This is a genomic window from Blastococcus sp. CT_GayMR20, from assembly GCF_004570345.1.
In genome coordinates this window covers 1-21,938 of record NZ_SPQM01000033.1, presented here as the reverse complement: position 1 = coordinate 21,938, position 21,938 = coordinate 1, and the positions used below count along the sequence as shown (strand labels likewise).

Annotated in this window: 23 protein-coding genes; 7 read left to right on the top strand and 16 right to left on the bottom strand. The window is 73.8% G+C overall.

Annotated features, from left to right (window positions below):
* Positions 1–27: 27 nt before the first annotated feature.
* Positions 28–411, bottom strand: a complete 384-nt coding sequence (locus E4P40_RS10235; protein WP_135158533.1) for a YchJ family protein — start codon at positions 409–411, stop codon at positions 28–30.
* 22 nt (positions 412–433) lie between these two features.
* A complete protein-coding gene (locus E4P40_RS10230) occupies positions 434–808 on the bottom strand; it encodes a VOC family protein (RefSeq protein WP_135158532.1) in 375 nt (124 codons plus the stop codon).
* A gap of 97 nt (positions 809–905) precedes the next feature.
* Between E4P40_RS10230 and E4P40_RS10225 the strand changes: the two genes are divergently transcribed.
* The gene (locus E4P40_RS10225; RefSeq protein ID WP_135158531.1) at positions 906–1,493 is read left to right on the top strand and encodes a peroxidase-related enzyme; all 588 of its coding nucleotides are present in this window, start codon (positions 906–908) and stop codon (positions 1,491–1,493) included.
* Between the two features lie 49 nt (positions 1,494–1,542).
* Complete coding sequence (locus tag E4P40_RS10220; RefSeq protein WP_135158530.1) at positions 1,543–2,772, top strand: saccharopine dehydrogenase NADP-binding domain-containing protein; 1,230 nt, start codon at positions 1,543–1,545, stop codon at positions 2,770–2,772.
* 37 nt (positions 2,773–2,809) lie between these two features.
* On the opposite strand, the gene helR is transcribed toward E4P40_RS10220, so the two are convergent.
* The 4 genes from helR to E4P40_RS10200 all read right to left on the bottom strand — a co-directional run bounded on the left by helR (position 2,810) and on the right by E4P40_RS10200 (position 8,843).
* Positions 2,810–4,963 (bottom strand): RNA polymerase recycling motor ATPase HelR, encoded by a 2,154-nt coding sequence (gene helR, locus E4P40_RS10215; RefSeq protein ID WP_135158529.1) that lies wholly within the window; start codon positions 4,961–4,963, stop codon positions 2,810–2,812.
* Between the two features lie 104 nt (positions 4,964–5,067).
* Positions 5,068–6,600 (bottom strand): ATP-dependent DNA ligase, encoded by a 1,533-nt coding sequence (locus tag E4P40_RS10210; protein ID WP_135158528.1) that lies wholly within the window; start codon positions 6,598–6,600, stop codon positions 5,068–5,070.
* A gap of 31 nt (positions 6,601–6,631) precedes the next feature.
* Entirely contained in the window at positions 6,632–8,014 is a 1,383-nt protein-coding gene (locus E4P40_RS10205; protein WP_135158527.1) for an ATP-binding protein, read from the bottom strand.
* A gap of 97 nt (positions 8,015–8,111) precedes the next feature.
* Positions 8,112–8,843: a dienelactone hydrolase family protein gene (locus E4P40_RS10200; protein ID WP_135158526.1), complete on the bottom strand. Its 732-nt coding sequence runs from the start codon at positions 8,841–8,843 to the stop codon at positions 8,112–8,114.
* A 101-nt stretch (positions 8,844–8,944) separates the two neighbouring features.
* Here E4P40_RS10200 and E4P40_RS10195 point away from each other — a divergent pair, with 101 nt between their 5' ends.
* Positions 8,945–9,793, top strand: a complete 849-nt coding sequence (locus E4P40_RS10195; RefSeq protein WP_209305255.1) for an SGNH/GDSL hydrolase family protein — start codon at positions 8,945–8,947, stop codon at positions 9,791–9,793.
* Positions 9,794–9,846: 53 nt separating this feature from the next.
* Positions 9,847–10,257 carry a DUF6221 family protein gene (locus E4P40_RS10190; RefSeq protein ID WP_135158524.1) on the top strand — a complete coding sequence of 137 codons (411 nt, stop codon included), beginning with the start codon at positions 9,847–9,849 and terminating at the stop codon, positions 10,255–10,257.
* Positions 10,258–10,261: 4 nt separating this feature from the next.
* Here E4P40_RS10190 and E4P40_RS10185 read toward each other — a convergent pair whose 3' ends face one another.
* Positions 10,262–10,651: a VOC family protein gene (locus E4P40_RS10185; protein ID WP_245160245.1), complete on the bottom strand. Its 390-nt coding sequence runs from the start codon at positions 10,649–10,651 to the stop codon at positions 10,262–10,264.
* Positions 10,648–10,986 (bottom strand): hypothetical protein, encoded by a 339-nt coding sequence (locus E4P40_RS10180; protein WP_135158522.1) that lies wholly within the window; start codon positions 10,984–10,986, stop codon positions 10,648–10,650. Before E4P40_RS10180 ends, E4P40_RS10185 begins: the two co-directional genes overlap by 4 nt.
* Before the next feature lie 38 nt (positions 10,987–11,024).
* On the opposite strand from E4P40_RS10180, the gene E4P40_RS10175 reads away from it, so the two are divergent.
* The 3 genes from E4P40_RS10175 (at position 11,025) to E4P40_RS10165 (ending at position 14,467) form a co-directional block, all read left to right on the top strand.
* Positions 11,025–12,680, top strand: coding sequence for a bifunctional 3'-5' exonuclease/DNA polymerase (locus E4P40_RS10175; protein WP_135158521.1), 1,656 nt, complete (start codon positions 11,025–11,027; stop codon positions 12,678–12,680).
* Positions 12,681–12,814: 134 nt separating this feature from the next.
* Positions 12,815–13,741, top strand: a complete 927-nt coding sequence (locus E4P40_RS10170) for a hypothetical protein (protein ID WP_135158520.1) — start codon at positions 12,815–12,817, stop codon at positions 13,739–13,741.
* Positions 13,742–13,753: 12 nt separating this feature from the next.
* The gene (locus E4P40_RS10165) at positions 13,754–14,467 is read left to right on the top strand and encodes a CPBP family intramembrane glutamic endopeptidase (RefSeq protein WP_245160242.1); all 714 of its coding nucleotides are present in this window, start codon (positions 13,754–13,756) and stop codon (positions 14,465–14,467) included.
* A gap of 3 nt (positions 14,468–14,470) precedes the next feature.
* Here the strand turns inward: E4P40_RS10165 and E4P40_RS10160 are convergent, their stop codons facing one another.
* The 8 genes from E4P40_RS10160 to E4P40_RS10130 all read right to left on the bottom strand — a co-directional run.
* A complete protein-coding gene (locus E4P40_RS10160) occupies positions 14,471–16,183 on the bottom strand; it encodes an alpha/beta hydrolase (RefSeq protein ID WP_209305254.1) in 1,713 nt (570 codons plus the stop codon).
* A 60-nt stretch (positions 16,184–16,243) separates the two neighbouring features.
* A complete protein-coding gene (locus tag E4P40_RS10155; RefSeq protein ID WP_209305258.1) occupies positions 16,244–16,510 on the bottom strand; it encodes a WhiB family transcriptional regulator in 267 nt (88 codons plus the stop codon).
* Between the two features lie 319 nt (positions 16,511–16,829).
* A complete protein-coding gene (locus E4P40_RS10150; RefSeq protein ID WP_245160241.1) occupies positions 16,830–17,609 on the bottom strand; it encodes a 3-oxoacyl-ACP reductase in 780 nt (259 codons plus the stop codon).
* 2 nt (positions 17,610–17,611) lie between these two features.
* Positions 17,612–18,982, bottom strand: coding sequence for an aldehyde dehydrogenase family protein (locus E4P40_RS10145; RefSeq protein WP_135158516.1), 1,371 nt, complete (start codon positions 18,980–18,982; stop codon positions 17,612–17,614).
* Entirely contained in the window at positions 18,979–20,340 is a 1,362-nt protein-coding gene (locus tag E4P40_RS10140) for a glutamine synthetase family protein (protein ID WP_135158515.1), read from the bottom strand. Before E4P40_RS10140 ends, E4P40_RS10145 begins: the two co-directional genes overlap by 4 nt.
* A gap of 95 nt (positions 20,341–20,435) precedes the next feature.
* Entirely contained in the window at positions 20,436–21,158 is a 723-nt protein-coding gene (locus E4P40_RS10135; protein WP_135158514.1) for a gamma-glutamyl-gamma-aminobutyrate hydrolase family protein, read from the bottom strand.
* 42 nt (positions 21,159–21,200) lie between these two features.
* Complete coding sequence (locus tag E4P40_RS28045; RefSeq protein ID WP_167762179.1) at positions 21,201–21,365, bottom strand: hypothetical protein; 165 nt, start codon at positions 21,363–21,365, stop codon at positions 21,201–21,203.
* Positions 21,366–21,487: 122 nt separating this feature from the next.
* Positions 21,488–21,938: dihydrofolate reductase family protein (locus E4P40_RS10130; protein WP_135158513.1), on the bottom strand; the 451-nt coding region annotated here is incomplete at its 5' end.

The window sequence follows — 21,938 nt, the reverse complement described above, 5'->3', positions numbered from 1 at the left end:
GCGATCCTGGCACGTCGACGGAGACCCTCAGGCCAGGGACACCCCGTCGAGGTAGCACCACCGGCCGCCGACGCGGACGAACCGGCTGTTCTCGTGCTGGGCGCCGTCCCGGCCGCCGGCACGGTAGGAAGCCCGGAACTCGACCGTCCCCTCGGCGGCGAGCAGTGCCCCGCCGGTGGTGGCGAGGACGTCGAGACCGGTCCAGCGCACGTCGGGGTCGAGGTCGAGCGTGCGCGGCCGGGTCGAGGGGTGCCAGGTGGCGAGCAGGTACTCGGGATCGCCCACGGCGAAGGCGCTGTACCGCGAGCGCATGAGCTGCTCGGGGGTCGCCGCGGGCACCGTGCCGTCGTGGAGGCGGCCGCAGCACTCGGCGTAGCCCGGTCCGGTTCCGCAGGGGCAGCGTCGGGGCACGGAGCCAGTCTCCTGCGGGGCCTCAGCCGCCGTAGGGCCGGGTGATGATCTCGAGCTTGTGCCCGTTGGGGTCGTTCCAGTAGACGCCGCGGCCGCCGTCCTGGGTGTTGACCTCGCCGGGCTGCCGCTCGAAGGGATCGGCCCAGTAGTCGAGCCCGCGCGCCCGGATGCGGCCGAAGATCTCGTCGAACTCCGCCTCGCTGACCAGGAAGGCGTAGTGCCGCGGCGTCACCGCCGGGTCGTCCATGAAGTCCAGCGACACGTCGTTGTCGAGCTCGACCACCGCGAACGGGCCGTATGTCGTCGGCGGTTTCCGGCCGAGCAGCTCGCTGAGGAAGCCCGCGGCCTCGTGCTTGTCCCGCGCGGCGACGATCGTGTGGTTGAGGTGGACGGGCATCGGAACCCCTTCCGGGACGGTGACGATCGCCCCGAGCGAAGCACGCGGCCGGCCGCTCGGGAACCGGTGTGCGCCCGGCTGTTGGCAGAGTGGGGGCATGACGCAGCCACCGATCAGCCGGTTCCCCGTCGCGGCGCGGGAGGAGCTGCCGGCCGACCTCGCCGAGCGCTTCGACGTCGTGGAGGAGAAGTCGGGTTTCCTGCCGAACATCTTCGCCGCGCTGGCCTGGCGGCCGGACGAGGCGCTCGCCTTCTTCGCGATGCACGACAGCGTGATGAACAAGGAGACCCCCGGGCTGTCGAAGGCCGACCGGGAGCTCATCGTGGTGGCCACCAGCGCCGGCAACGACTGCCTCTACTGCGTGGTCGCCCACGGCGCGGTCGCGCGGATCCGGGCGAAGGACCCCTACATCGCCGACCAGGTGGCCGTCGACTGGCGGAAGGCGCCGCTCTCGCCGCGCATGCACGCGGTGCTGGCCGTCGCGACCCGGCTGGCCGCCGAGCCGGCCGCCGTCACCCCCGACGACCTCGCCTCGCTCACTGCCCACGGCCTCACCCAGGACGACGTCTGGGACGTCGGGATGATCACCTCGTTCTTCGCCCTGTCCAACCGGCTGGCGCATTTCGCGGCGCTGGTGCCCAACCCCGAGTTCTACTCCATGGGCCGCACCGCGCCCGAGGCCTGAGCGGGGACCGGCGTCGCCCGGGTCGGTGCCGGCAGGTCAGAATGCGCCGGTGGCAGACAGCGCACGCACCCATGACCTCGTCGTCTTCGGGGCCACCGGCTTCGTCGGGAGGCTGCTCGCGGAGTATCTCGCCGGGCACGCCCCGCCCGGCACCCGCATCGCGCTCGCCGGGCGTTCCCGGGCGCGGCTGGAGGAGGTCCGGTCCGCGCTGCCCGCCGCCGCCCGGGACTGGGACCTGATCGAGGCCGACAGCGGCGATCCGGCGTCCCTGAGGGCGATGGCCGAGTCCACCCGGGTGGTGGCGACGACCGTGGGTCCCTACGCGCGGTACGGCCTGCCGGTCGTCGAGGCGTGCGCCCGGGCCGGCACCCACTACGCCGACCTCACCGGCGAGGTCCTGTTCGTCCGCGACGCGATCGCCCGCACCGACGCCGTCGCGAAGGACACCGGCGCCCGGATCGTCCACTCCTGCGGCTACGACTCGATCCCCTCGGACCTCGGCGTCCTCATCCTGGCGCGGCGGGCACAGGCCGACGGCGCCGGCGGCCTGTGCGACGTCCGCCTGGTGGCGAACCTCCGCGGCGGTTTCAGCGGCGGCACCATCGACTCGATGCGCGTGCAGCTGGAGGAGATGGTGGGCGACCGGTCGCTGCGCCGGGTGCTGGGCGACCCGTTCTCGCTCAGCCCCGACCGGGACGCCGAGCCGGACACCCGCCAGCCGTCGGACGCCGGACCTCCCGCGCGCCTGCCCGACGGTCGGTGGACGGCACCGTTCGTGATGGCGTCGATCAACACCCGCATCGTCCGGCGCAGCAACGCGCTGCAGGGCTGGGCGTACGGGCGGGGGCTGAGCTACGGCGAGGTCATGGGCGCCGGGCGCGGACCCGTGGGTGCCATCACGGCGGCCGGGGTCACCGGCGGGCTGCTCGGTGCCCTGGCCGCGATGGCCTTCCCGCCCACCCGGGCACTGCTCGACCGCTTCCTCCCGGCGCCGGGCGACGGCCCCAGCGAGGAGGCCCGCCGGAACGGGTGGTTCACGTCGGCGCTCGAGGCCGGCACCGAGGACGGCCGGCGCTACCGCGCGGTCGTCGCGGGGCAGGGCGACCCGGGGTACGCCGCGACGGCGGTCATGCTGGGCGAGAGCGCCCTGTCGCTGGCCCTGGACGGCGACCGGCTGCCCGACGCCGCCGGCTCGCTGACGCCGGCCACGGCCATGGGCGAGGTCCTCGTCGAGCGGCTCCGGGCCGCGGGGCACACCTACGAGGTCACGGCGCTCTGACCCCCTCGGTGCCATTTCCCCGGAGGCACCTTCCACGTCAGGAGCTCGTGAGGACGACGAGACGCTGGGTCGCCCTCGTCATCGCGACGTACCGGTCGACCGCTCCCTCGATGCCGGTCCCGAACTCCTCGGGATCGACGAGGACGACCAGGTCGAACTCGAGCCCCTTGGCGAGCTCGGGGGTCATCGAACGGACGCGGGCGGTCGCCGGGAAGGTGGGATCGCCGATGACACAGGCGATGCCCTCGCTGTGCTCGGCGAGCCAGGCGTCGAGGATCGCGTCCCGGTCGGACACGACCCCGTGGACGACGGGGGTGCCGCTGCTGCGGATGGAGGTCGGCACGTTGGCGTCGGGGAGCGCCGCCCGGATGACCGGCTCCGCCTCGGCCATCACCTCCTCCGGCGTCCGGTAGTTGATGGTGAGCGAGGCGAGGCCGACCTCGTCGATCCCGATCCGCCCGAGCCGTTCCTGCCACGACTCGAGGAAGCCGTGCCGTGCCTGGGCCCGGTCCCCGACGATGGTGAAGCTGCGGGACGGGCAGCGCAGCAGCAGCATCTGCCACTCGGCGTCGGTCAGCTCCTGGGCCTCGTCCACGACGACGTGCGCGAAGGGACCGGCGAGCACGTCGGGGTCCGCCGTGGGCAGCGCGGCCTCGTCCACCAGGGCGTCCCGCAGGTCCTGGTGGCGCAGGGTCGTCATCAGGAGCAGCTCGGAGTCGTCGGCCGCGATCAGCTCGTCGATGACGCCGGCCATGCGCTCCCGCTCGGCGGCGGCGGCCGCCTCCTGCCGGCGCCGCCGCCGCGACGTCTCCGGGTCGCCGAGCCGTTGCCGCGCCGCGTCCAGGAACGGCAGGTCGGAGATCGTCCAGTCCTGCGGATCGTCGCGCTGCAGCCTCCGGACGTCCTCGGGCCCCAGCCCGGGGGCGCACCTGCGCAGGTAGGCGGGCACCGACCACAGGTCCCCCACGACGTCGGTGGCCTCCAGCAGCGGCCACGCCCGGTTGAACGTCGCCAGCAGCTCCCGGTTCTGCTGCAGCGACTTCCGGAGCAGTTCGTCGTCCTCGTCGCCGTCGGAGTTGTCGACCAGGATGTCGAGCAGCGCCTCCCAGGCCCGGTCACGCGCCTCGTTGTGCGGGGTGCCGGGGTCCGGCGTCTGGAAGGCCTCGGCCCAGTCGTCGGCGGTCAGCCGGACGTCCGAGGCGTCGGTCCCGACCGTCATGCCCCCGGCGGGCGGCTCCTCGTAGAACCGGACGGCCGCCTCGACGGCTGCTCCGACGTCCATGGCGGACTTCAGACGGGCCACCTCCGGGTCGGTCTCGGGGCCGGCCGCGGCCCCCTCGGGGACGAGGTCGCGCAGGGTGCAGGTCCGCACGCCCTCCTCGCCGAGGCTGGGGAGGACGTCGGAGACGTAGGCGAGGTAGGGCTCGCTCGGGCCGACGAACAGGACGCCGCCCCGGTGGTGGCCGAGACGGGGGTCGGCGTAGAGGAGGTAGGCGGTGCGGTGCAGGGCCACGACGGTCTTGCCGGTCCCCGGGCCGCCGTCCACGACGAGCGCGCCCCGCGATCCGGCGCGGATGACGGCGTCCTGGTCGGACTGGATCGTGCCGAGGACGTCGCGCATCCGGGCCGAGCGGTTGGCGCCGAGGCTGGCGATGAAGGCGGACTGGTCGTCGAGCGCTGCGTTGCTCTCGAGCCCGTCCGGGGTGAACACCTCGTCCCAGTAGTCGGTGATCCGGCCGCGGGTCCAGCGGTACCTGCGGCGGCTCACCAGGCCCATCGGGTTGGCGTGGGTGGCGCCGAAGAAGGGCTCGGCCCCCGGCAGACGCCAGTCGAGCAGCAGCTGATGACCCGAACTGTCGGTGAGGCCGAGCCGCCCGATGTACAGCGGCTCGGGGTCGTCCGCGGAGACGATCCGTCCGAGGGAGAGGTCCAGACCGAAGCGGCGCAGGGTGCGCAGGCGGGCGGTCAGGCGGTGGATCTCGAGGTCCCGGTCGAGGGCCTCCTGGCCGATGCCCCCGGCCGCCCTGCGCTCGGCGTCGAGGCGGTCGGTGAGGTCGGCGATCGACTGCGCGAGGCTCTGGGCGATCGCGGCGAAGTGCCGTTCGTCGGTGCCGATCAGGACCGGATCGGCCTTGGCGGCGAGGTGGGCGGGGAGGTGGAAGGCGCTGGTGGGAAAGGGGGGCACGCGCATCAGCTCCGATCTGAGGTCCGGAACCATAGATCGAATTCTTCGGCCTCATGAGGAGGCGGGAATTCTGCTACACATGACCTGAGGGCATCGCTGCGATCCGGGTCTCAGCCGCCGGCGAGCAGGGCGCGCACGGCCTCGATGCTGTCGGCGTCCTCCGGCGTCTTGTCCGGCCGGTACCGCAGCACGCGGGCGAACCGCAGGGCCACACCGCCCGGGTAGCGGGTGCTGCGCTGGGCGCCGTCCAGGGCGATCTCGACGACCAGTTCCGGCCGCAGGAGCACGCCCCAGTCGTGGTGCTCCCGGGCGTGCCCGGGAAACGTCTCCGTCTGCCATTCCAGCAGTTGGTCGGTCATGCCCTTGAAGGTCTTGCCCACCATGACGGGCTCGCCGCCGTCGGGGTCACGGGCACCGACGTGGATGTTGGAGAGCTTCCCCGAGCGGCGGCCGTAGCCCCACTCCGCACCGATGACCACCAGGTCCAGGGTGTGGACGGGCTTCACCTTCTGCCACGCCTTGCCGCGCCGTCCCGCCGCGTACGGGGCGTCGAGCGCCTTGACGACGACGCCCTCGTGGCCGGCCGCGAGAGCCCCCTCCAGCACGTCCGCGGCCCGGGCGGGGTCCGGGCCGCGGATGCCCGGCATCCGCAGGGGCGCGTGCTCCTCGGCGGCGAGCAGCTCGGCCAGCGCGTCGAGGCGGACGGACAGCGGCTCGTCGAGCAGGTCGCGGCCGTCGACGTGCAGCAGGTCGAAGAAGAAGGGGCTGAGCAGCACGCCTTCCTCTGCAGTGTCGCTGCCGAAGCGGCTCATGGTGTCCTGGAACGCGCGCGGGCGGCCGTCGTCGTCCAGCGCGAGGGTCTCGCCGTCGAGGACGGCGGTCCGGCACGGCAGGGCCCGGACGCGGTCGACCAGCTCCGGCACGCCGTCGGTCACCTCCCGCAGCGTCCGCGTCCACACCCGGACGACGTCGCCGTCCCGGTGCACCTGGATGCGGGCGCCGTCGAGCTTGAACTCCACCGTCACGTCCGTGCCGAGGTCGGCGAGCGCGGCGTCGAGCGAGGAGCCGGGGCTGGCCAGCATCGGGCGGACCGGGCGGCCGACCTGCAGGCGGGTCGCGTCGAGGGCCGCGACCCCGCCGGTCAGTGCGGCGGCGGCGGTCTCCGGGAGCCGGCCGGAGAGCATGAACGCCCGCCGCACGCTCGCCGCCGGGACGTCGGCGGCCGCAGCCACCGCGTCGAGCATCACGCCCTCCAAGGCGCCCTGCCGGAGCTCGCCGGTGAGCAGCCGGACCAGGAAGTGCTGCTCCTCGGCGGTGGCAGCCGAGAGCAGCGCCGCGAGGACCGACTCGCGGCGGGCCGCGGAACCGGTGCCGGCCGTACCGGCGAGCTCGGTGAGCGCGTGGTCGACGGCGGGGACGGTCAGCGAGGGCTCGGCGGCGGGCGTGCCGGCCATCCGCGACAGCGTGCGCCAGCCGACGCCCAGCCGGCCCTGGCGCGTCTCGCCCGACAGCCACGCGGTGACCGGCCCGACCTCGTCCGTGCCTGCCCGGCGGAGGAGGTCGGCGATGGCCGTGGCCTTGGCCGTCCGCGACCGCGTGGCCGCGACGGCTGTCGAGACCCCGAGGACGTCGCTGAGCAGCACCGACCCATCGTGCCAGCGACGGCCGGCGCGGTCAGCGACCGGACGGGAGCCGGACCCGCAGCACCGTCTCGCCCGGCGCCGCGTCGATCGAGATCTCCCCCCGGTGCTCCTCGACGATGCGGCGGGCGATGTCGAGCCCGAGGCCGACGCCGTCCCCGACGGCCCTGGTCGTGAAGAACGGGTCGAAGGCGTGCATGCGGACCTCGGGGGTCATCCCGGCACCCGTGTCGCCGATCTCGACGAGGACACCTCCCGGGCCGTCGGCCCGGGTCGAGACGCGCAGGGTCCCCGGCGCCGCCATCGCGCGGAGGGCGTTGTCCACGAGGTGCGTCCACACCTGGTTGAGCTCGGCCGCCGCAGCCTGGATCCGGGGGAGGTCCGCACCGAAGTCGCGCACGACCCGTACCCCCGGCGGGATCCGGTCCGCCAGCATCATGAGCGTGCTCTCCAGCCCCTCGGAGACGTCGGTCCACTGCATGGACGCCCGATCGAGCTGGGAGTAGGACTTCGCCGCGGCGACCAGGTCGGAGATGCGCCGGGTGGACTCCGTGACCTGCTCCAGCAGACTCGCCGTGGTGAGGGTGCTCGCCACCCACTCCAGGCCGGGCTCGAGCGCGGTGCCGGCCAGCACCCAGGCCACCTGGTCGCACCAGGCGGCGTCGGCACCGGCCCGGGCCAGGGGGGCGGCGGTTCCCCACGGGTGCCGGACCCCGTGCGCGACGAGCCAGTCCGCGACCGCGGCCTCGCGGTCGGCGACCTCCATCGGATCGGCGGGGGCGAGCCGGGGAGTGATCGCCAGCCGGAGTGCGTCGAGTCGGGTGAACTGCTCCGCGGAGACCGCGTCCGTGGCCAGCCGCCGGAGCGAGGTCAGCGTGGCGGCGCTCGACTCCGCGAGGCCGTGGGCGGCCCGGGTCGCGGCCGCAGCGGGGTTGTTGAGCTGGTGCGCGAGACCAGCGGCCAGGGTGCCGAGCGCGATCAGGGCCTCCTTCTGCCGGGTGGTGGACTCGACGCTGCGCACCGTGCCGAACAGCCCCTTGATGAAGTGCACGCCGAGGGGGAACCAGGTCGTCGCGCAGTCCCGCAACGCCTCGGCGGACACGCAGAAGAAGCGGCCGGCCGTCGACGCGCGGGCCGTCGCGAGGTAGGCGCCGTGCTCGTCCCAGGCGCGGAAGCCGCCGGCCCACTGCCCCGGCACCTCCATGACGGCGAGGTGCCGCTCCTCCCGTCCCACGTGGCGGACCAGGTCGACGCGTCCCTCCAGCAGCACCCACCAGAAGTCGGCGGGCCGACCCTCGACGAAGACCTCCTGCCCCGGCACGAAGCGCACCTCGGTGCCGGGGGCGGACAGGTCGCGCAGCAGGACGTCGTGCGTCCCCTCGAAGAGACCCAGCCCGCGGAGTTCCTCGGCGTCCATCACGTCGTCCCCGGAGCCGACCGGTGCATGCGGGTGGGCAGCGCCACGCGGGCACGCTACGCCGCCTCCGCCGGGGCTGGGGACGGTCGCGCGCCGGTCAGGCGAGGTGTTCGGCGAAGAAGGACTCGATGCGCCGCCAGGCGTCCGCGGCCGCCGCCGGGTCGGCGCCGATGCCCGCGACCCGGAGGACCGGGCGCACCGGCCGGGGGAACGCCTCCGCCGGGGTGCAGAACGCGTGCCCAGCGGTGGGGTACTCCTTCACGTCGTGGACGACGCCCACCTGGGTCAGCGCCGTCTCCAGGCGGGCCGCGGCGCCGCGGAGGGTCCGGTCGCGGCCGCCGAAACTTGCGACGATCGGGCAGGCGCCGGCCAGCGTGGCCTCCGGGTCCGGCGGAAGGTGGCCGTAGTTCGCCGACGCGACGTCGAAGCCCGAGTCGGCGGTCATGAGGGCGAAGCCCCCACCGAGGCAGAAGCCGATGACGCCGACCCTGCCGGTGCACCGCGGGTCGGCGCCGAGCCAGGTGCGGGCCGTCTCGATGTCGGTGTACGCGCGGCCCTCGCCGGCCGACATCGCCCGGATCGTCGGGACGAGGCACCGGCGCGCGCCGCCCTGGCTGAACAGGTCGACGGCGAGGGCCAGGTAGCCGGCCCGCGCGAGCCGGTCGGCGTTGGCGCGGGTGACCCTGTCCATGCCGAAGATCTCGTGGAGCACCACCACGCCCGGCCAGGGACCGTCGCCGTCAGGGACGGCGAGGTAGGCCTTCAGCGGCTCGGAGCCCCCGCGTCGCGCGCTGGGTCCGGAGAGGTCGACGTCCGGCACGGCCGTCATCCTGACCGACGGGCGGGCTGTCGGCAGGAGAACGGGCCGTAACCCCGGCCGTCATCGGCCGTTGTACCGGCCAGTAACCCGACGGACCGATGGAGAACCCAGTGCGACGTCTTGCCGCGTGTGTCCTCGCCGCCCTGCTGTTCGCCCTGCTGGGCGCCCCGGCGTCCCAGGCGACCGAGCCGCTGCGGTACGTCGCTCTCGGCGACTCCTACAGCGCCGCCTCCGGCGTCCTCCCGCCCGACCCGACGGCTGCTCCGCAGTGCCTCCGGTCGACGGGCAACTATCCACACCTGATCGCGGCCGCGACCGGCGCGCAGCTCACCGACGTGACCTGCGGCGGCGCCGACACCGGCGACTACTTCGAGCCGCAGTACGACGGTGTGGCGCCCCAGCTCGAAGCGGTGGGCCCCGACGCCGAGCTCATCACCATGACCATCGGCGGCAACGACAGCGGCGTCTTCATCAACTCGCTCCTCCAGTGCGGCCAGGCCGGCGTCTCGACGCTCGGCCAGGGCAGCCCCTGCAAGGACCGGTACGGCTCCTCGTTCGAGGACACCGTCCGCGGGACGACCTACCCGTCGCTGGTGAAGGCGCTGCAGGCGGTCCGGGCGGCGGCGCCGGACGCGGAGGTCGCCATCCTCGGGTACCCCTGGATCCTGCCCCGGACCGGCGGTTGCTTCGACCGCATGCCGGTGGCCGAGGGCGACGTCCCCTATCTCCGCGGCATCCAGACGACCCTGAACGACGCAGTGAAGCGCGCTGCCGCGGCGACCGGCGTCACCTACGTGAACATGAACAAGGTCTCGGAGGGCCACGACGCCTGCCAGCCGATCGGCGTCCGCTGGATCGAGCCGGTGCTCCAGGGCACCAACCCGGTCGTCGTGCACCCGAACGCGCTGGGCGAGCAGCAGATGGCCGCGCAGGCGATGAAGGTGCTCGGCCTCAACTGACCCCGGCGGCCGGGTGGGCCCCAGCCCCGCCAGGCGCACGGCAGGATGGCGCCATGGACGAGCAGTCGGGCCTCGAGCCGGACATGGTGCCGACCCTCGACGAGTTCCTCCTGGCCCGCATCGCCGAGGACAAGCGGATCGCCACCGACGCGGCCGCGGCCGTTCGGGACCGCTGGCGACCCGAGGACGGCGCAGCGCCCGGGCCACCCGACCCGCACGTGGCGCAGCACGTCGCGCGGCACGACCCGGCCCGGGTGATCACCGAGTGCGCGGCGAAACGGCGGCTCGTCATGGCCTGCCGGGACTCCGGCTTCGACCGGGCGTTCCTGGGCGCGCGTCCTCACGGCATGGCCGACTTCCTGCTCTCACCGCACGACCAGCACCAGCTGGCCGCGCTCACGCTCGCGCTGCTGGCCGTGCCCTACGCCGACCATTCCGACTACCGCCCCGAGTGGCGGCCCTGACGAGTCAGAACGCCTCGCCGGTCCGCCACGCCATCTCCTGCAGCAGCAGGGTGTTGCCGTCGGGGTCGGTGATCGAGGCGTACCGCACGCCGCCGCCGACGTCGTCGATCTCCCCGACGTCCACTCCCCGGCTGCGGAGCTCGGCGCGGGCGGCCTCGATGTCGGCGACCACGAGGTGCAGGCCGCGTACGGACCCGGCGGCGGCCGCCGAGATCCCGCCGAGCCCCGTGCCGACGACGATCGAGCACGCGGAGCCGGGCGGCGTGAGCTGGACGACCCGCATGCCCTCCCTGGGCCGGACGTCGACGTCGATGGCGAAGCCCAGCTTCTCGGCGTAGAACGCCTTCGCCCGGTCGACGTCGGCCACGGGGACCGGCACGAGCTCGAGTTTCATGTCCACGGGTGTGCGGGCCCCTCCTCGGTCGGGACGGTCCGGGAAGCATGCCCGCCGGCGAGCAGCCGGCGCACCTGCGGAGGGCCGCTGCACGCCACCGGCCGCCCGGCGCGGCCGGCCGCGTCGAGATGGTCGAGGACGAGGTCGACCGCCGGTTCCGACAGCCACGTGACCGAGCCGGCGTCGATGCGATCGACGCGCACCGGTTCGCGGCCGTAGCGCCGGAGGAAGGCGTCGACGGCGTCCGCGTCGACCTCACCGGCGAGGCACAGCGCCCGTCCGTCGGCCGTGTTGAGCAGGCGGACGATGCCGCGCCCCGCCGGTGTCGTGGTCACGGGAGCAGTGTGTCGGACCCGTCGGCGAGACTGCCGGCGTGGACCGGGTCGTGCTCGTGCGCCGCGGCGGGGACGCCGTCGAGCTGCGCGAGTGCGACGACGACGGTGCGGAGGACCGCGTCACCGTCGTCCCGGCCGCCGTCCTCGCCGACGTCGTCCGGGAGCGAGAGGGAGCCGCGGTCCGCTGGGTGTGGGACGACACCACCCGCTGGTACCCGGCGCTGCTGGAGGCCGGCGTCCGGGTGGAGCGGTGCTGGGACCTGAGGCTCAGCCACGCCGTCCTCCGGCGGTCCCCCTTCGTCGACCAGGGCCTGCTCACCGGCGAGGACACCGCGGGATGGGACCGCCTGCAGCCGGTCACCGCCGCCGACCCGGCACTCTTCCCGCTCGACGACCCGGCGGACCTGCTCGACCCGGTCGCCGAGCACGGCCGGCAGCTGGCGGCGCTCGCGGCCGCGGCGGAGCGGGGGCGCCTCGGACTGCTGCTGGCCGCGGAGAACTCCGGTGCGCTGGTGGCCGCCGAGATGACGTTCGCCGGGCTGCCGTGGCGGGCCGACGTGCACGAGCGCCTGCTGACCGAGCTCCTGGGTCCGCGCCCGCCGGGGGGTTCCCGGCCGGCGACCCTCGAGCGGCTGCTCACCGAGATCCGTGGGGCGTTCGCCGCCCCTGATCTGAACCCCGACTCACCGGGGAGCCTGCTGCGGGCTCTGCAGGCCTCGGGACTGCCGGTCGGCGACACGCGCTCCTGGACGCTCGAGCAGCTGGAGCACCCGGGCATCCCGGCCTTGCTCGAGTACAAGAAGCTCTCCCGCCTGCTGCAGGCCAACGGCTGGAACTGGCTGGACAGCTGGGTGCGCGAGGGCCGGTTCCGCTCGTACTTCCTGCCGGGCGGCGTCGTGACCGGACGGTGGGCCTCCAACGGCGGCGGCGCGCTGTCGGTGCCTGCCCAGGTGCGCCCGGCGGCCGTGGCCGACGACGGCTGGCGGTTCGTCGTCGCGGACGTCGCCCAACTGGAGCCGCGGGTGCTGGCCGGGATGAGCCGGGACGAGGCCATGGCGGAGGCGGCGCGGTCGACCGACCTCTACGCCGGCATGGTCGCCGCCGGCGCCGTTGCGACCAGGGCGGACGCGAAGGCGGGCATGCTGGGCGCGATGTACGGCGCGACACGCGGCGAGAGCGGGCGCATGATGCCCGGCCTGACGCGCCGGTATCCCCGGGCCATCGGGCTGGTCGAGGAGGCCGCCCGGGCGGGGGAGCGGGGCGAGGTGGTCCACACCCTGCTCGGCCGGGGTTCCCCTGTACCCCGCGGCCGGGCGGAGCAGCCCGACGAGCCAGGCGAACCGCCCGACGCCGGGGAGTCGGCCGAGGACCGGGACCGCCACCGCCGGGCCTGGGGCCGGTTCACCCGCAACTTCGTCGTCCAGGGCACCGGTGCGGAGTGGGCCCTGTGCTGGCTGGCCGACCTCCGCAACCGGCTGTGGCGGCTGGGCGCCGGCACGGTCGAGGAACGTCCGCACCTGGTGTTCTTCCTGCACGACGAGGTGGTCGTGCACACGCCCGAGCACCTCGCCGGCGAGGTGGTGGCGGCCGTCCACCGGGCCGCGGCGGAGGCGGGCCGGCTGCTGTTCGGCGCCTTCCCCGTGGACTTCCCGCTCGACGTCGCCGTCGTCGGGTCCTGGGCGGACGCCGGCTGACGCCCGGCCGGTGCGGTCGAGGACCGGAAGACACTTGTCGGGACGGCGGGAGAGGACGACTCTCGACATCGCCGAGAACCCCGAATCCCGGCGACACGTGCTCGCGCGCGAGCAGAGCGACCAGGACGGCAGTGATGGTTCCCGTCGAGACGGAGACCCGGCCCACCCAGGACGGCGTGCTGACCGGCACCCGGTGGCTGCTCGTCGCCTTCGCGGCGCTCACGGCTCTCGCGGTCTTCCAGCTGCTGGTGCTCGCCGACGTCGCCGACCGCTACTGGGCCTGGTCGATCCGGACGGAACTGACCGCGGCGTTCCTCGGCGCCGCGTACGGCGCCGGCTTCGTGCTCGCGGTCGCCTCCCTCCGGCAGCCGGACTGGAGCCGGATCCGGGTCCCCGTCCTCACCGTCACCGTGTTCACGGTCCTCACCGCCGTCGCGACGGGCATCCACCTGCACCGGCTGCACCTGGTCGACGGCGGCCCGTTCGCCCGGGTCGCGGCGTGGGTGTGGCTGGGCGTCTACCTCGTCGTCCCGCTGGCCTGCCTCCTGGTGGTGATCCGCGAGGAGCGGCGGAGGATGAGGCCCGCTCCGGTGCGGCGGCCGATGCCGGACTGGCTGACGGTGGTGCTGACCCTCGAGGGGGCGGTGATGTTCACCGCCGGAGTGGTGCTGTTCGGCGGCGGCATGACCGTGCACCACCAGCGGGAACCCGAGCCCGCCGCGAACTTCTGGCCGTGGGAGCTGACCCCGCTCAGCGCGCAGATCGTCGGCTCCTGGCTCATCGCCCTCGGCGTCGCCGCGGCCCTGGTCATCCGCCAGGGCGACCTCGGCCGGCTGTTCGTGTCCGGCGTGACCTACACGGCCTTCGGCGTGTTCCAGTTCGTCGCGGTGGCCTGGTACTGGCCGCAGATCAGCCGGCACGACGCGCGGCTGTGGATCTACTTCCTCTTCCTCGTCGCGATCGTGCTCACGGGTGCGTACGGCTGGTGGGCGGCGCGGAGAGGTGCTCCGAGAGGGGATGACGCCGAGCGCCTCCCGGTACCCGTCCGATCGACGCCCTGACCCGATGCCGCGGTGAGCGACCGGGCAGTCGGCCGGCGCAGACTCCTGGGATTCACCGGCGGTCTGGTGACCGTCCTGGCCGCGTGGAACAACCTGGTCGTCACCCGGCTCCCGGGATATCCGGCGTCCTACGTGGTGGCCAATCTCGGTGCCGCCGCGGTACTGCTGGCCGGCGCCCGGTCGACCGGCCTGACCTGGGACGACCTGGGTCTGGCGCGGCGCACGCTGCCGGCCGGGCTGCGGTGGGGCGGCGCCTGCGCCGGAGCAGTCGCGGCGGGTCTCGCCGTCGCCGTGGCCGTTCCCGCGCTGCGCCCGCTCCTGACCGATGCGCGGGTCGAGGCCCTGGACGGCGGCGAGATCGCCTACCAGGTCCTCGTCCGCGTCCCCTTCGGCACGGTGCTGTGGGAGGAGGTCGCCTTCCGGGGCGTCCTGCTCGCCGCCCTCGTCCGGCTGGTCCCGCTGTCGTGGGCCGCGGTCGCCTCGTCGGCGCTCTTCGGGATCTGGCACGTCCGCCCGACGCTCGCCGCGCTGGAGGCCAACGACGTCGTCGACGGGGTCGCCGTCCCGGCCGCCGTCCTGCTGGCCTGTGCGGGGACGGCCGCCGCCGGCATCCTCTTCACGTGGCTGCGCGTGCGCAGCGGCAGCCTGCTCGCTCCCGTGCTGCTGCACCTGGCGACGAACTCGCTGGGCACCGTCGCCGCGGCCGTGGCGATCCGGCTCTCCTGACGATCAGTCGCCGGTGAGGACGGCGCGCAGCCGGTCGGAGTCGCGGTCGGTCCAGCCCGGGGGCTGGAGCACGGATGCCCAGGCGTCGACGTACTGGGTCGTGTAGACGTGCCCGTGCCCGTCCGGCACGTTGCCTGCGAACGGCATGTCCGCGGTCACCTGCCAGAAGGTGACGAACGGGATCCACTTGACCACGTCGACGACGTCGTCCCCCGGGGCCTCCTCCAGCCAGTCCGGGCGGGCGTACAGGAGCTCCCAGCTCCACAGCACGATCGGGTCGGACGGGTGCAGCAGGTAGAGCACGCGGGAGCCGTCCCACGGTTCCCCCCTGGGTGGGATCGCGGACGACGGGTCGTCGGTGAACCGCACGGTGCGGCCGTCCCGGTACTCCGGCTGGACCTCGCGGCTGCCCTCGTCCCGGTCGTCGACGAACTCGCGGAACAGCGTGTTGAAGTTCGGCGGACCGGCGAAGACGGCCCCGGCGGTCCGGTTGCGCAGGTCGTACTCGCCGCTGAACGCCGTCTCGCCGCCGAAGGAGCCGAGGCTCTCGCCCGCGACGACGAGGCGCGGGCGGTCGTCGAGCGGCCGCTTCGACCATCGGTCGTACACCGCGTCGAAGAGCTCCCGGCCGGCCTCGCGGGCCCGCTGCTGGTCGACGAGGTAGGACAGCACCGACGGGAGGTAGGAGTACTGCATCGCGACGGTGGCGCTGTCCCCTCCCGCCAGGTACTCCACGGTGTCCACCGAACCAGGGTCCACCCAGCCCGACCCCGTCGTGGTCACGACCACGAGGAGACTGCGGTCGAAGCCGCCCGCCCGGACGAGGTCGTCGACGGCCACCTGGGCGCGCGCCTCCGCAGTGGGGGCTGAGTCCAGGCCCGCGTAGACCCGGACCGGCTCCTGGGCGGTTCCTCCCGTGAAGTCGGCGATGTCAGCCGCCGAGGGGCCGGTCCCGATGAAGTCGCGTCCCTCGCGGCCGAGGGACTCCCAGGGGATCAGCGAATCCGGCCCGCCCGACCGGGTTCCGACGGTCGGCTCGACGGCCCCCTCGTTCGTCTTGTCGTTGCGCAGGGCGAACGCCTTGTCGGCGGCGGCCACCAGCTGGTCGCGCACGACCCCGCTGAGCAGGAGCGCCAGGCCGACGACCACCACGACCCAGCCGACTGCCCGCGCGGCGCGGTGGCCGATCCACCGGTCGAGCAGGACCGCGATGGACCGGTAGAGGCGTCGCAGCCCACGGGACAGGGCGACCAGCAGGACGAAGACGACGAGGGCGACCGCGGGGATCACGATCAGGGACTTCGCGCTGTCCGGTGGGGCGTCCATCAGGTCCCGGATGCGGGCCTGCCAGTACCGGCCGTAGACGGTCGCGGCGACGTAGCCCGCGGCGGCCACCGCGCCGAGGAGGAGCCATGAGCGGCGCCGGGGGGGCCGGTGGTCGCGGTCGACGACGGCGCACCACACTGCGGCCAGCACGACCCCGACCGCGTAGCCGAACGCCGCGGTGATCCCGCTGATCAGCCCCTGGACCAGACCGGTGCGGGGCAGCAGCGACGGGAAGAGCGACAGGCAGAGGAAGACCGCCGCCCCCGCGAGCCCGGGCAGGGTGTAGCGGAACGGCTTCCGCCGGGGGCGATAGAGGACCGACCGCCGTCTCCCCGGTGGGGGGACGGTGTCAGCGGGGGCTCGATCCTCAGGGACCGTGAGCAGGTCCACCCGGCGCATGCTCCTCCGGAACACGCACCGTCGGGGCCTCTACGGCCGCGGGAACTTCGCTCAGGCGCTGAGGGTCTCGCGGCGCATCAGGCGGAGGCGGCGCCGCTCGCGCTCCGACAGGCCACCCCAGATGCCGAACCGCTCGTCGTTGGCCAGCGCGTACTCCAGGCACTCGGCGCGGACGTCGCACCCGGTGCAGACGCGCTTGGCCTCGCGGGTGGAGCCGCCCTTCTCCGGGAAGAATGCCTCGGGGTCGGTCTCGGCGCAGAGCGCGTCCAGCCGCCACCCGTCGGCGGCCGCGGCGAAGGCGTCGAACGACGCCGGCACCGGCTCGGGCGCCGGCGTGGCCGACGAGTCGGTCAGGAGCGTCAGGAACGGGCGGGAGAAGGAAGACACGGGAAGCTCCTCGGGAGGTACTGCGCGGTGCACCGGAATGACTGACCGGTACTGACTGGCTGCTGTCAGTGACGTTACGGAGTTCCCCGCGCGGTTGGCTCCGGCAGATCCGAGCGAAACCGTCCCGTCCGTTTGGTGATTTATGTCGACAATTCGACTTCTCGACTCGTCGACGGCCGTCCGGCACCGAACCGGAGAGGCCCGGAATCGCTCCGGTTCTGGGCCTCTCCGGTTCACCGGTGACGGCGGGTCAGAGCGGCGTGACGTAGGCCCCGCTGATCCCGCCGTCGACGAGGAACTCCGAGGCGGTCAGGAACGAGGAGTCGTCCGACGCGAGGAACGCGACGGCGGCGGCGATCTCCTCGGGCTCGGCGAACCGGCCCATCGGGATGTGCACCAGCCGGCGGGCGGCGCGCTCGGGGTCCTTGGCGAACAGCTCCCGCAGGAGGGGGGTGTTCACCGGTCCCGGCGACAGCGCGTTGACCCGGATGCCCTCCCGGGCGAACTGCACCCCGAGCTCGCGGGACATCGCCAGGACGCCGCCCTTCGACGCCGTGTAGGAGATCTGCGACGTCGCCGCGCCCATGCGGGCGACGAACGAGGCGGTGTTGATGATCGAGCCGCGCCCGCGAGCCTGCATGTGGGGGATGGCCGCCTTGCAGCAGAGGTACACGGACGTGAGGTTCACCTCCTGCACGCGGCGCCAGGCGTCCAGCCCGGTGACCAGGATCGAGTCGTCGTCCGGCGGTGAGATGCCCGCGTTGTTGAACGCGACGTCCAACCCGCCGTACGTGTCGACCGCCGCCTGGAACAGGGTGTCCACCTGCTCGGGGGAGGTGACGTCGACCTGGACGAACAGCCCGCCGACCTCCTCGGCCGCGGCCTTGCCGCTGACCGGCTCCACGTCACCGACGACGACGTGCGCGCCCTCGGACGCGAACCGCCGGGCCGTGGCCAGCCCGATGCCGCTGGCGCCCCCGGTCACGACCGCCACCCGGTCTTCCAGCCGGCGCACCGTCGGTCCAGCCACGGTCATCCTTCCGTCGCGATGAAGACGTTCTTCTCGTCCGTGAACGAGTGCAGCGCGTCCGGACCCAGCTCGCGGCCGAGCCCCGACTGCTTGAAGCCCCCGAACGGCGTCGAGTACCGCACCGACGAGTTGCTGTTGACCGACAGGTTGCCTGCCTCGATGCCGCGGGAGACCCGCAGCGCCCGCCCGAGGTCGCGGGTCCAGATCGAGCCGGACAGCCCGTACTCGCCCTCGTTGGCGATGCGGATCGCATCTCCCTCGTCCTCGAACGGGACGACGGCGACGACCGGGCCGAAGATCTCCTCGGTGACCGCGCGGTCGGCCGGGTCCACCGGGGCGAGCACGGTCGGGGGGAACCAGAACCCGGGGCCGTCGGGCACGCTGCCGCGGAAGGCGACCGGTGCGCCGTCCGGCACGTAGGAGGCGACGCGGTCCCACTGGGTGCGGCTGATCAGCGGGCCCATCTCCGCCGTGTCGAGCGCCGGGTCCTCGACGCGGAGGCCCTGGACCGCCGGCTCGAGCAGCTCGAGGAACCGGTCGTAGGCCGACCGCTGGACGAGGATCCGCGAGCGGGCGCAGCAGTCCTGCCCGGCGTTGTCGAAGACGGCGTAGGGCGCCGCTGCCGCGGCCTTCTCCAGGGCGGCGTCCGCGAAGACGACGTTGGCGCTCTTGCCGCCGAGCTCCAGGGTCACCCGCTTGACCCGGTCGGCGCAGCCGGCCATCACGCCCTTGCCCACCTCGGTGGAGCCGGTGAACACGATCTTGCGGACGTCGGGGTGCTCGACCAGCCGCCGGCCGACGACCGAGCCCTTGCCCGGCAGGACGGTGAAGACGTCGTCGGGGAGGCCGGCCTCCAGGGCCAGCTCCGCGAGCCGGATCGCGGTGAGGGGGGTGAGCTCGGCCGGCTTGAGGACGACGGTGTTCCCGGCGGCCAGGGCGGGGGCGAACGCCCAGCCGGCGATGGGCATCGGGAAGTTCCACGGCACGATCGCGCCGACGACGCCGAGCGGCTCGTGGAAGGTGAGGTCGACGCCGCCGGCGACCGGGATCTGCCGGCCGAACAGCCGCTCCGGAGCCGCGCTGTAGTAGGTCAGCACGTCGCGGACGTTGCCGGCCTCCCAGCGGGCGTTGCCGATCGTGTGGCCGGAGTTGCGCACCTCCAGCCGCGCCAGCTCCTCGACGTGCGCGTCGACGACCTCGGCGAACCGGCGGAGCAGCCGCCCGCGGTCGGCCGGCGCGACGTGCCGCCACGTGTCGAAGGCGCGCCGGGCGCGGGCGACGGCGGCGTCGGCGTCCTCGACGTCCGCCAGGGGGACGGTGCTGACGATCTCTTCTGTAGCCGGGTTGACGACGTCGTAGGACGTGCTGCTCACAGCCGCTCGAACCCCCGGAAGCGCTCCCAGTCGGTGACCGACCTGTTGAAGGCGGCAAGTTCCACGGCGGCCATGTTGGCGTAGTGGTCCACCACGTCGTCGCCGAAGGTAGCGCGTGCGAAGTCGCTGTCCCGCCACAGGTCGAGCGCCTCGCCCAGGCTGGTCGGCACGTGGTCGGCGTCCGGGTCGTCGTAGGCGTTGCCCTCGAACGCCGGCTCGAGCTCGAGGCCCTCCTCGATCCCCGTCAGCCCGGCGGCGACGACGGCGGCCGTGGCGAGGTAGGGGTTCACGTCGCCGCCGGGGATCCGGTTCTCCAGCCGCAGGGAGGCGCCGTGGCCGACGAGCCGGAAGGCGCAGGTGCGGTTGTCCCGTCCCCAGCGCAGCGCCGTCGGCGCGAAGGAGCCCTCCACGTAGCGCTTGTAGGAGTTGATGTTGGGCGCCAGGAGCAGGGTCAGCTCGCGCATGTAGCGGAGCTGACCGGCGGCGAAGGACCGCCCGACGTCGGACAGGCCGCCGGGCCCGCAGTCGTCGCTCAGCACCATCGCGCCGTCGAGGCCGCGGAAGCTGCAGTGGATGTGGCACGAGTTGCCCTCGCGTTCGTCGAACTTGGCCATGAAGGTGAGCGCCATGCCCTCCTGGGCGGCGATCTCCTTCGCGCCGGTCTTGTAGATCACGTGCCCGTCGCAGGCCCGGAGTGCCTCGTCGTAGCGGAAGGCGATCTCGTGCTGGCCGAGGTTGCACTCGCCCTTGGCCGACTCGACGACCAGGCCGGCGCCGGTCATGTCGTTGCGGATGCGCCGCAGCAGCGGCTCGATCCGCGCGGTGCCGAGCACGGAGTAGTCGACGTTGTACTGGTTGGCCGGCGTCAGGTCCCGGTAGCCGGCGCGCCACGCCTGCTCGTAGGTGTCCCGGAAGACGAGGAACTCCAGTTCCGTGCCGACGTACGCGGCCATCCCGGCGTCGGCCAGGCGTGCCGTCTGCCGGGCCAGGATCTGCCGGGGGGAGGCGACGACCGGGCTGCCGTCCTCCCACCGCAGGTCGGCCAGCACCATGACCGTGCCGGGCTGCCAGGGCACCGGCCGCAGCGTCGACAGGTCGGGCTGCATCACGAAGTCGCCGTAGCCGCTGGACCACGAGGACATGGCGTACCCGGCGACGGTGGTCATCTCGACGTCGACGGCGAGCAGGTAGTTGCAGCCCTCGGTGGCGTGCTCCAGGACGACGTCCAGGAAGTACCGCGCGTGCAGGCGCTTGCCCTGCAGCCGGCCCTGCATGTCGGTGATCGCGACGAGGACAGTGTCGACGTCGCCGGACTCGACCTGCCGGCGCAGCTCCTCGACGGTCAGGACCGGCTCCATGCGACCTACCTTCGTCCGGCTGACCCCGGCGGATGGGTCAGAGGCCGGACCCTAGGTGCGACGCGTTCGGCCCCACAAGCCGGTGACGTCGACCGTCACCTGCTGGGTCGTCCCGCCGCGTCCACCAGTGCCCCGAACAGGCGACGGTCCTCGCCGGCCTCGGGATGCCACTGGACGCCCACGCAGAAGCGCCGGCCGGCCGCCTCCACGGCCTCGAGGACGCCGTCCTCGGCCCAGGCCGTGGGCACGAGTCCGGCGGCCACGTTGCCCAGCGCCTGGTGGTGGTGGCAGTCCGCCGGTGCGGTGGGTCCGAGGAGCGCGGCCAGCGTCGTGCCCGGCGCGGTGCGGACCTCCCGCCGCTCGAAGAGCCCGTCACCGGCGCAGTGCGTTCCCGTCCCGGGGACGTCGGGCAGGTGCTGGACCAGGTCGCCGCCGAGGGCGACGTTGAGCAGCTGCATGCCCCGGCAGACCGCCAGGAGCGGCAGGTCGCGACCCAGAGCGGCCTCGAGGACGGCGAGCTCCGCTGCATCCCGCTCGGGACGCACGACGCGGGTGTGCGCGCCCGCCGTCCGGCCGTAGCGCGCCGGGTCGATGTCGGCGCCTCCCGCGAGGACGAGGGCGTCGAGGTGGGCGACCACGTCGGCGGAGACCGAACCGGTCGGCAGCAGCACCGGCTCACCGCCGCACGAGGCGACCGCGTCGGCGTACGTCGCCGGCAGGAGCACCGCCGGCACGTCCCACGCACCCCACCGCGCCTGCTCGCGATAGGTGCTGATCCCGATCAGGGGGCGCAGGACGCCGCTGCCGCCGTCGCTCATGCCGACAGTCTCCGTCACCGCCCCGCGGACCTGATGCGCCTGTCACCCCGTCGCGGGCACGCCGGCTTCGGCGGCGGGTCCTCGGATGAGGTCGCGGTTGCCCATCAGGACGGTGATGGCCCAGGGGAGGTCCCGGTGGTCGCAGCGGTCCTGGAGCGTGCCGCCGAGAGGCGGTTCGCCGTCGGGGGAGGTGGACCGGTGCGGCACCGCAGGTGGCTGCGGTCGAGCCGATCCAGGTCGGGTTGGCGGTGTTGACGGGTGCGTTGCCGCGGGCGGAGACGGCACGTCGGCACGCTGTCTCGTCGGCGACGTGGGAACTGGCGGGGCCGTCAGTGCCTGGTCTCGTACCTGGTCAGGACCACGCCGTCGGGAAACGTCCGGGTCTCCACCAGGGTCAGGTTCACCCAGTTGTCCAGGGCCGTGAAGAACGGCGTGCCGCTGCCCACCAAGACCGGCGCGGTGACCAGCACGTACTCGTCGATCAGCCCGGCCCGCATGGCCGCCGCGGCGAGGGTGGCGCCGCCGACGTCCATGGGACTGCCGTCCTCGGTCTTGAGCCGGGTGATCTCGGTGACCGCGTCGCCGGTGACCAGGCGGGCGTTCCAGTCGACCGCTCTGGTCGTCGAGGAGAACACCACCTTCGGCATGTCCCGCCAGCGGTGGGCGAACTCGATCTGCGCCGGTGTGGCGCCGGGCTGCTGGTCGGCGGTCGGCCAGTGGGAGCTCATCGTCTCCCACAGTCTGCGCCCGTACAGCGCCAGGCCGGTCGCCCCCACCCGG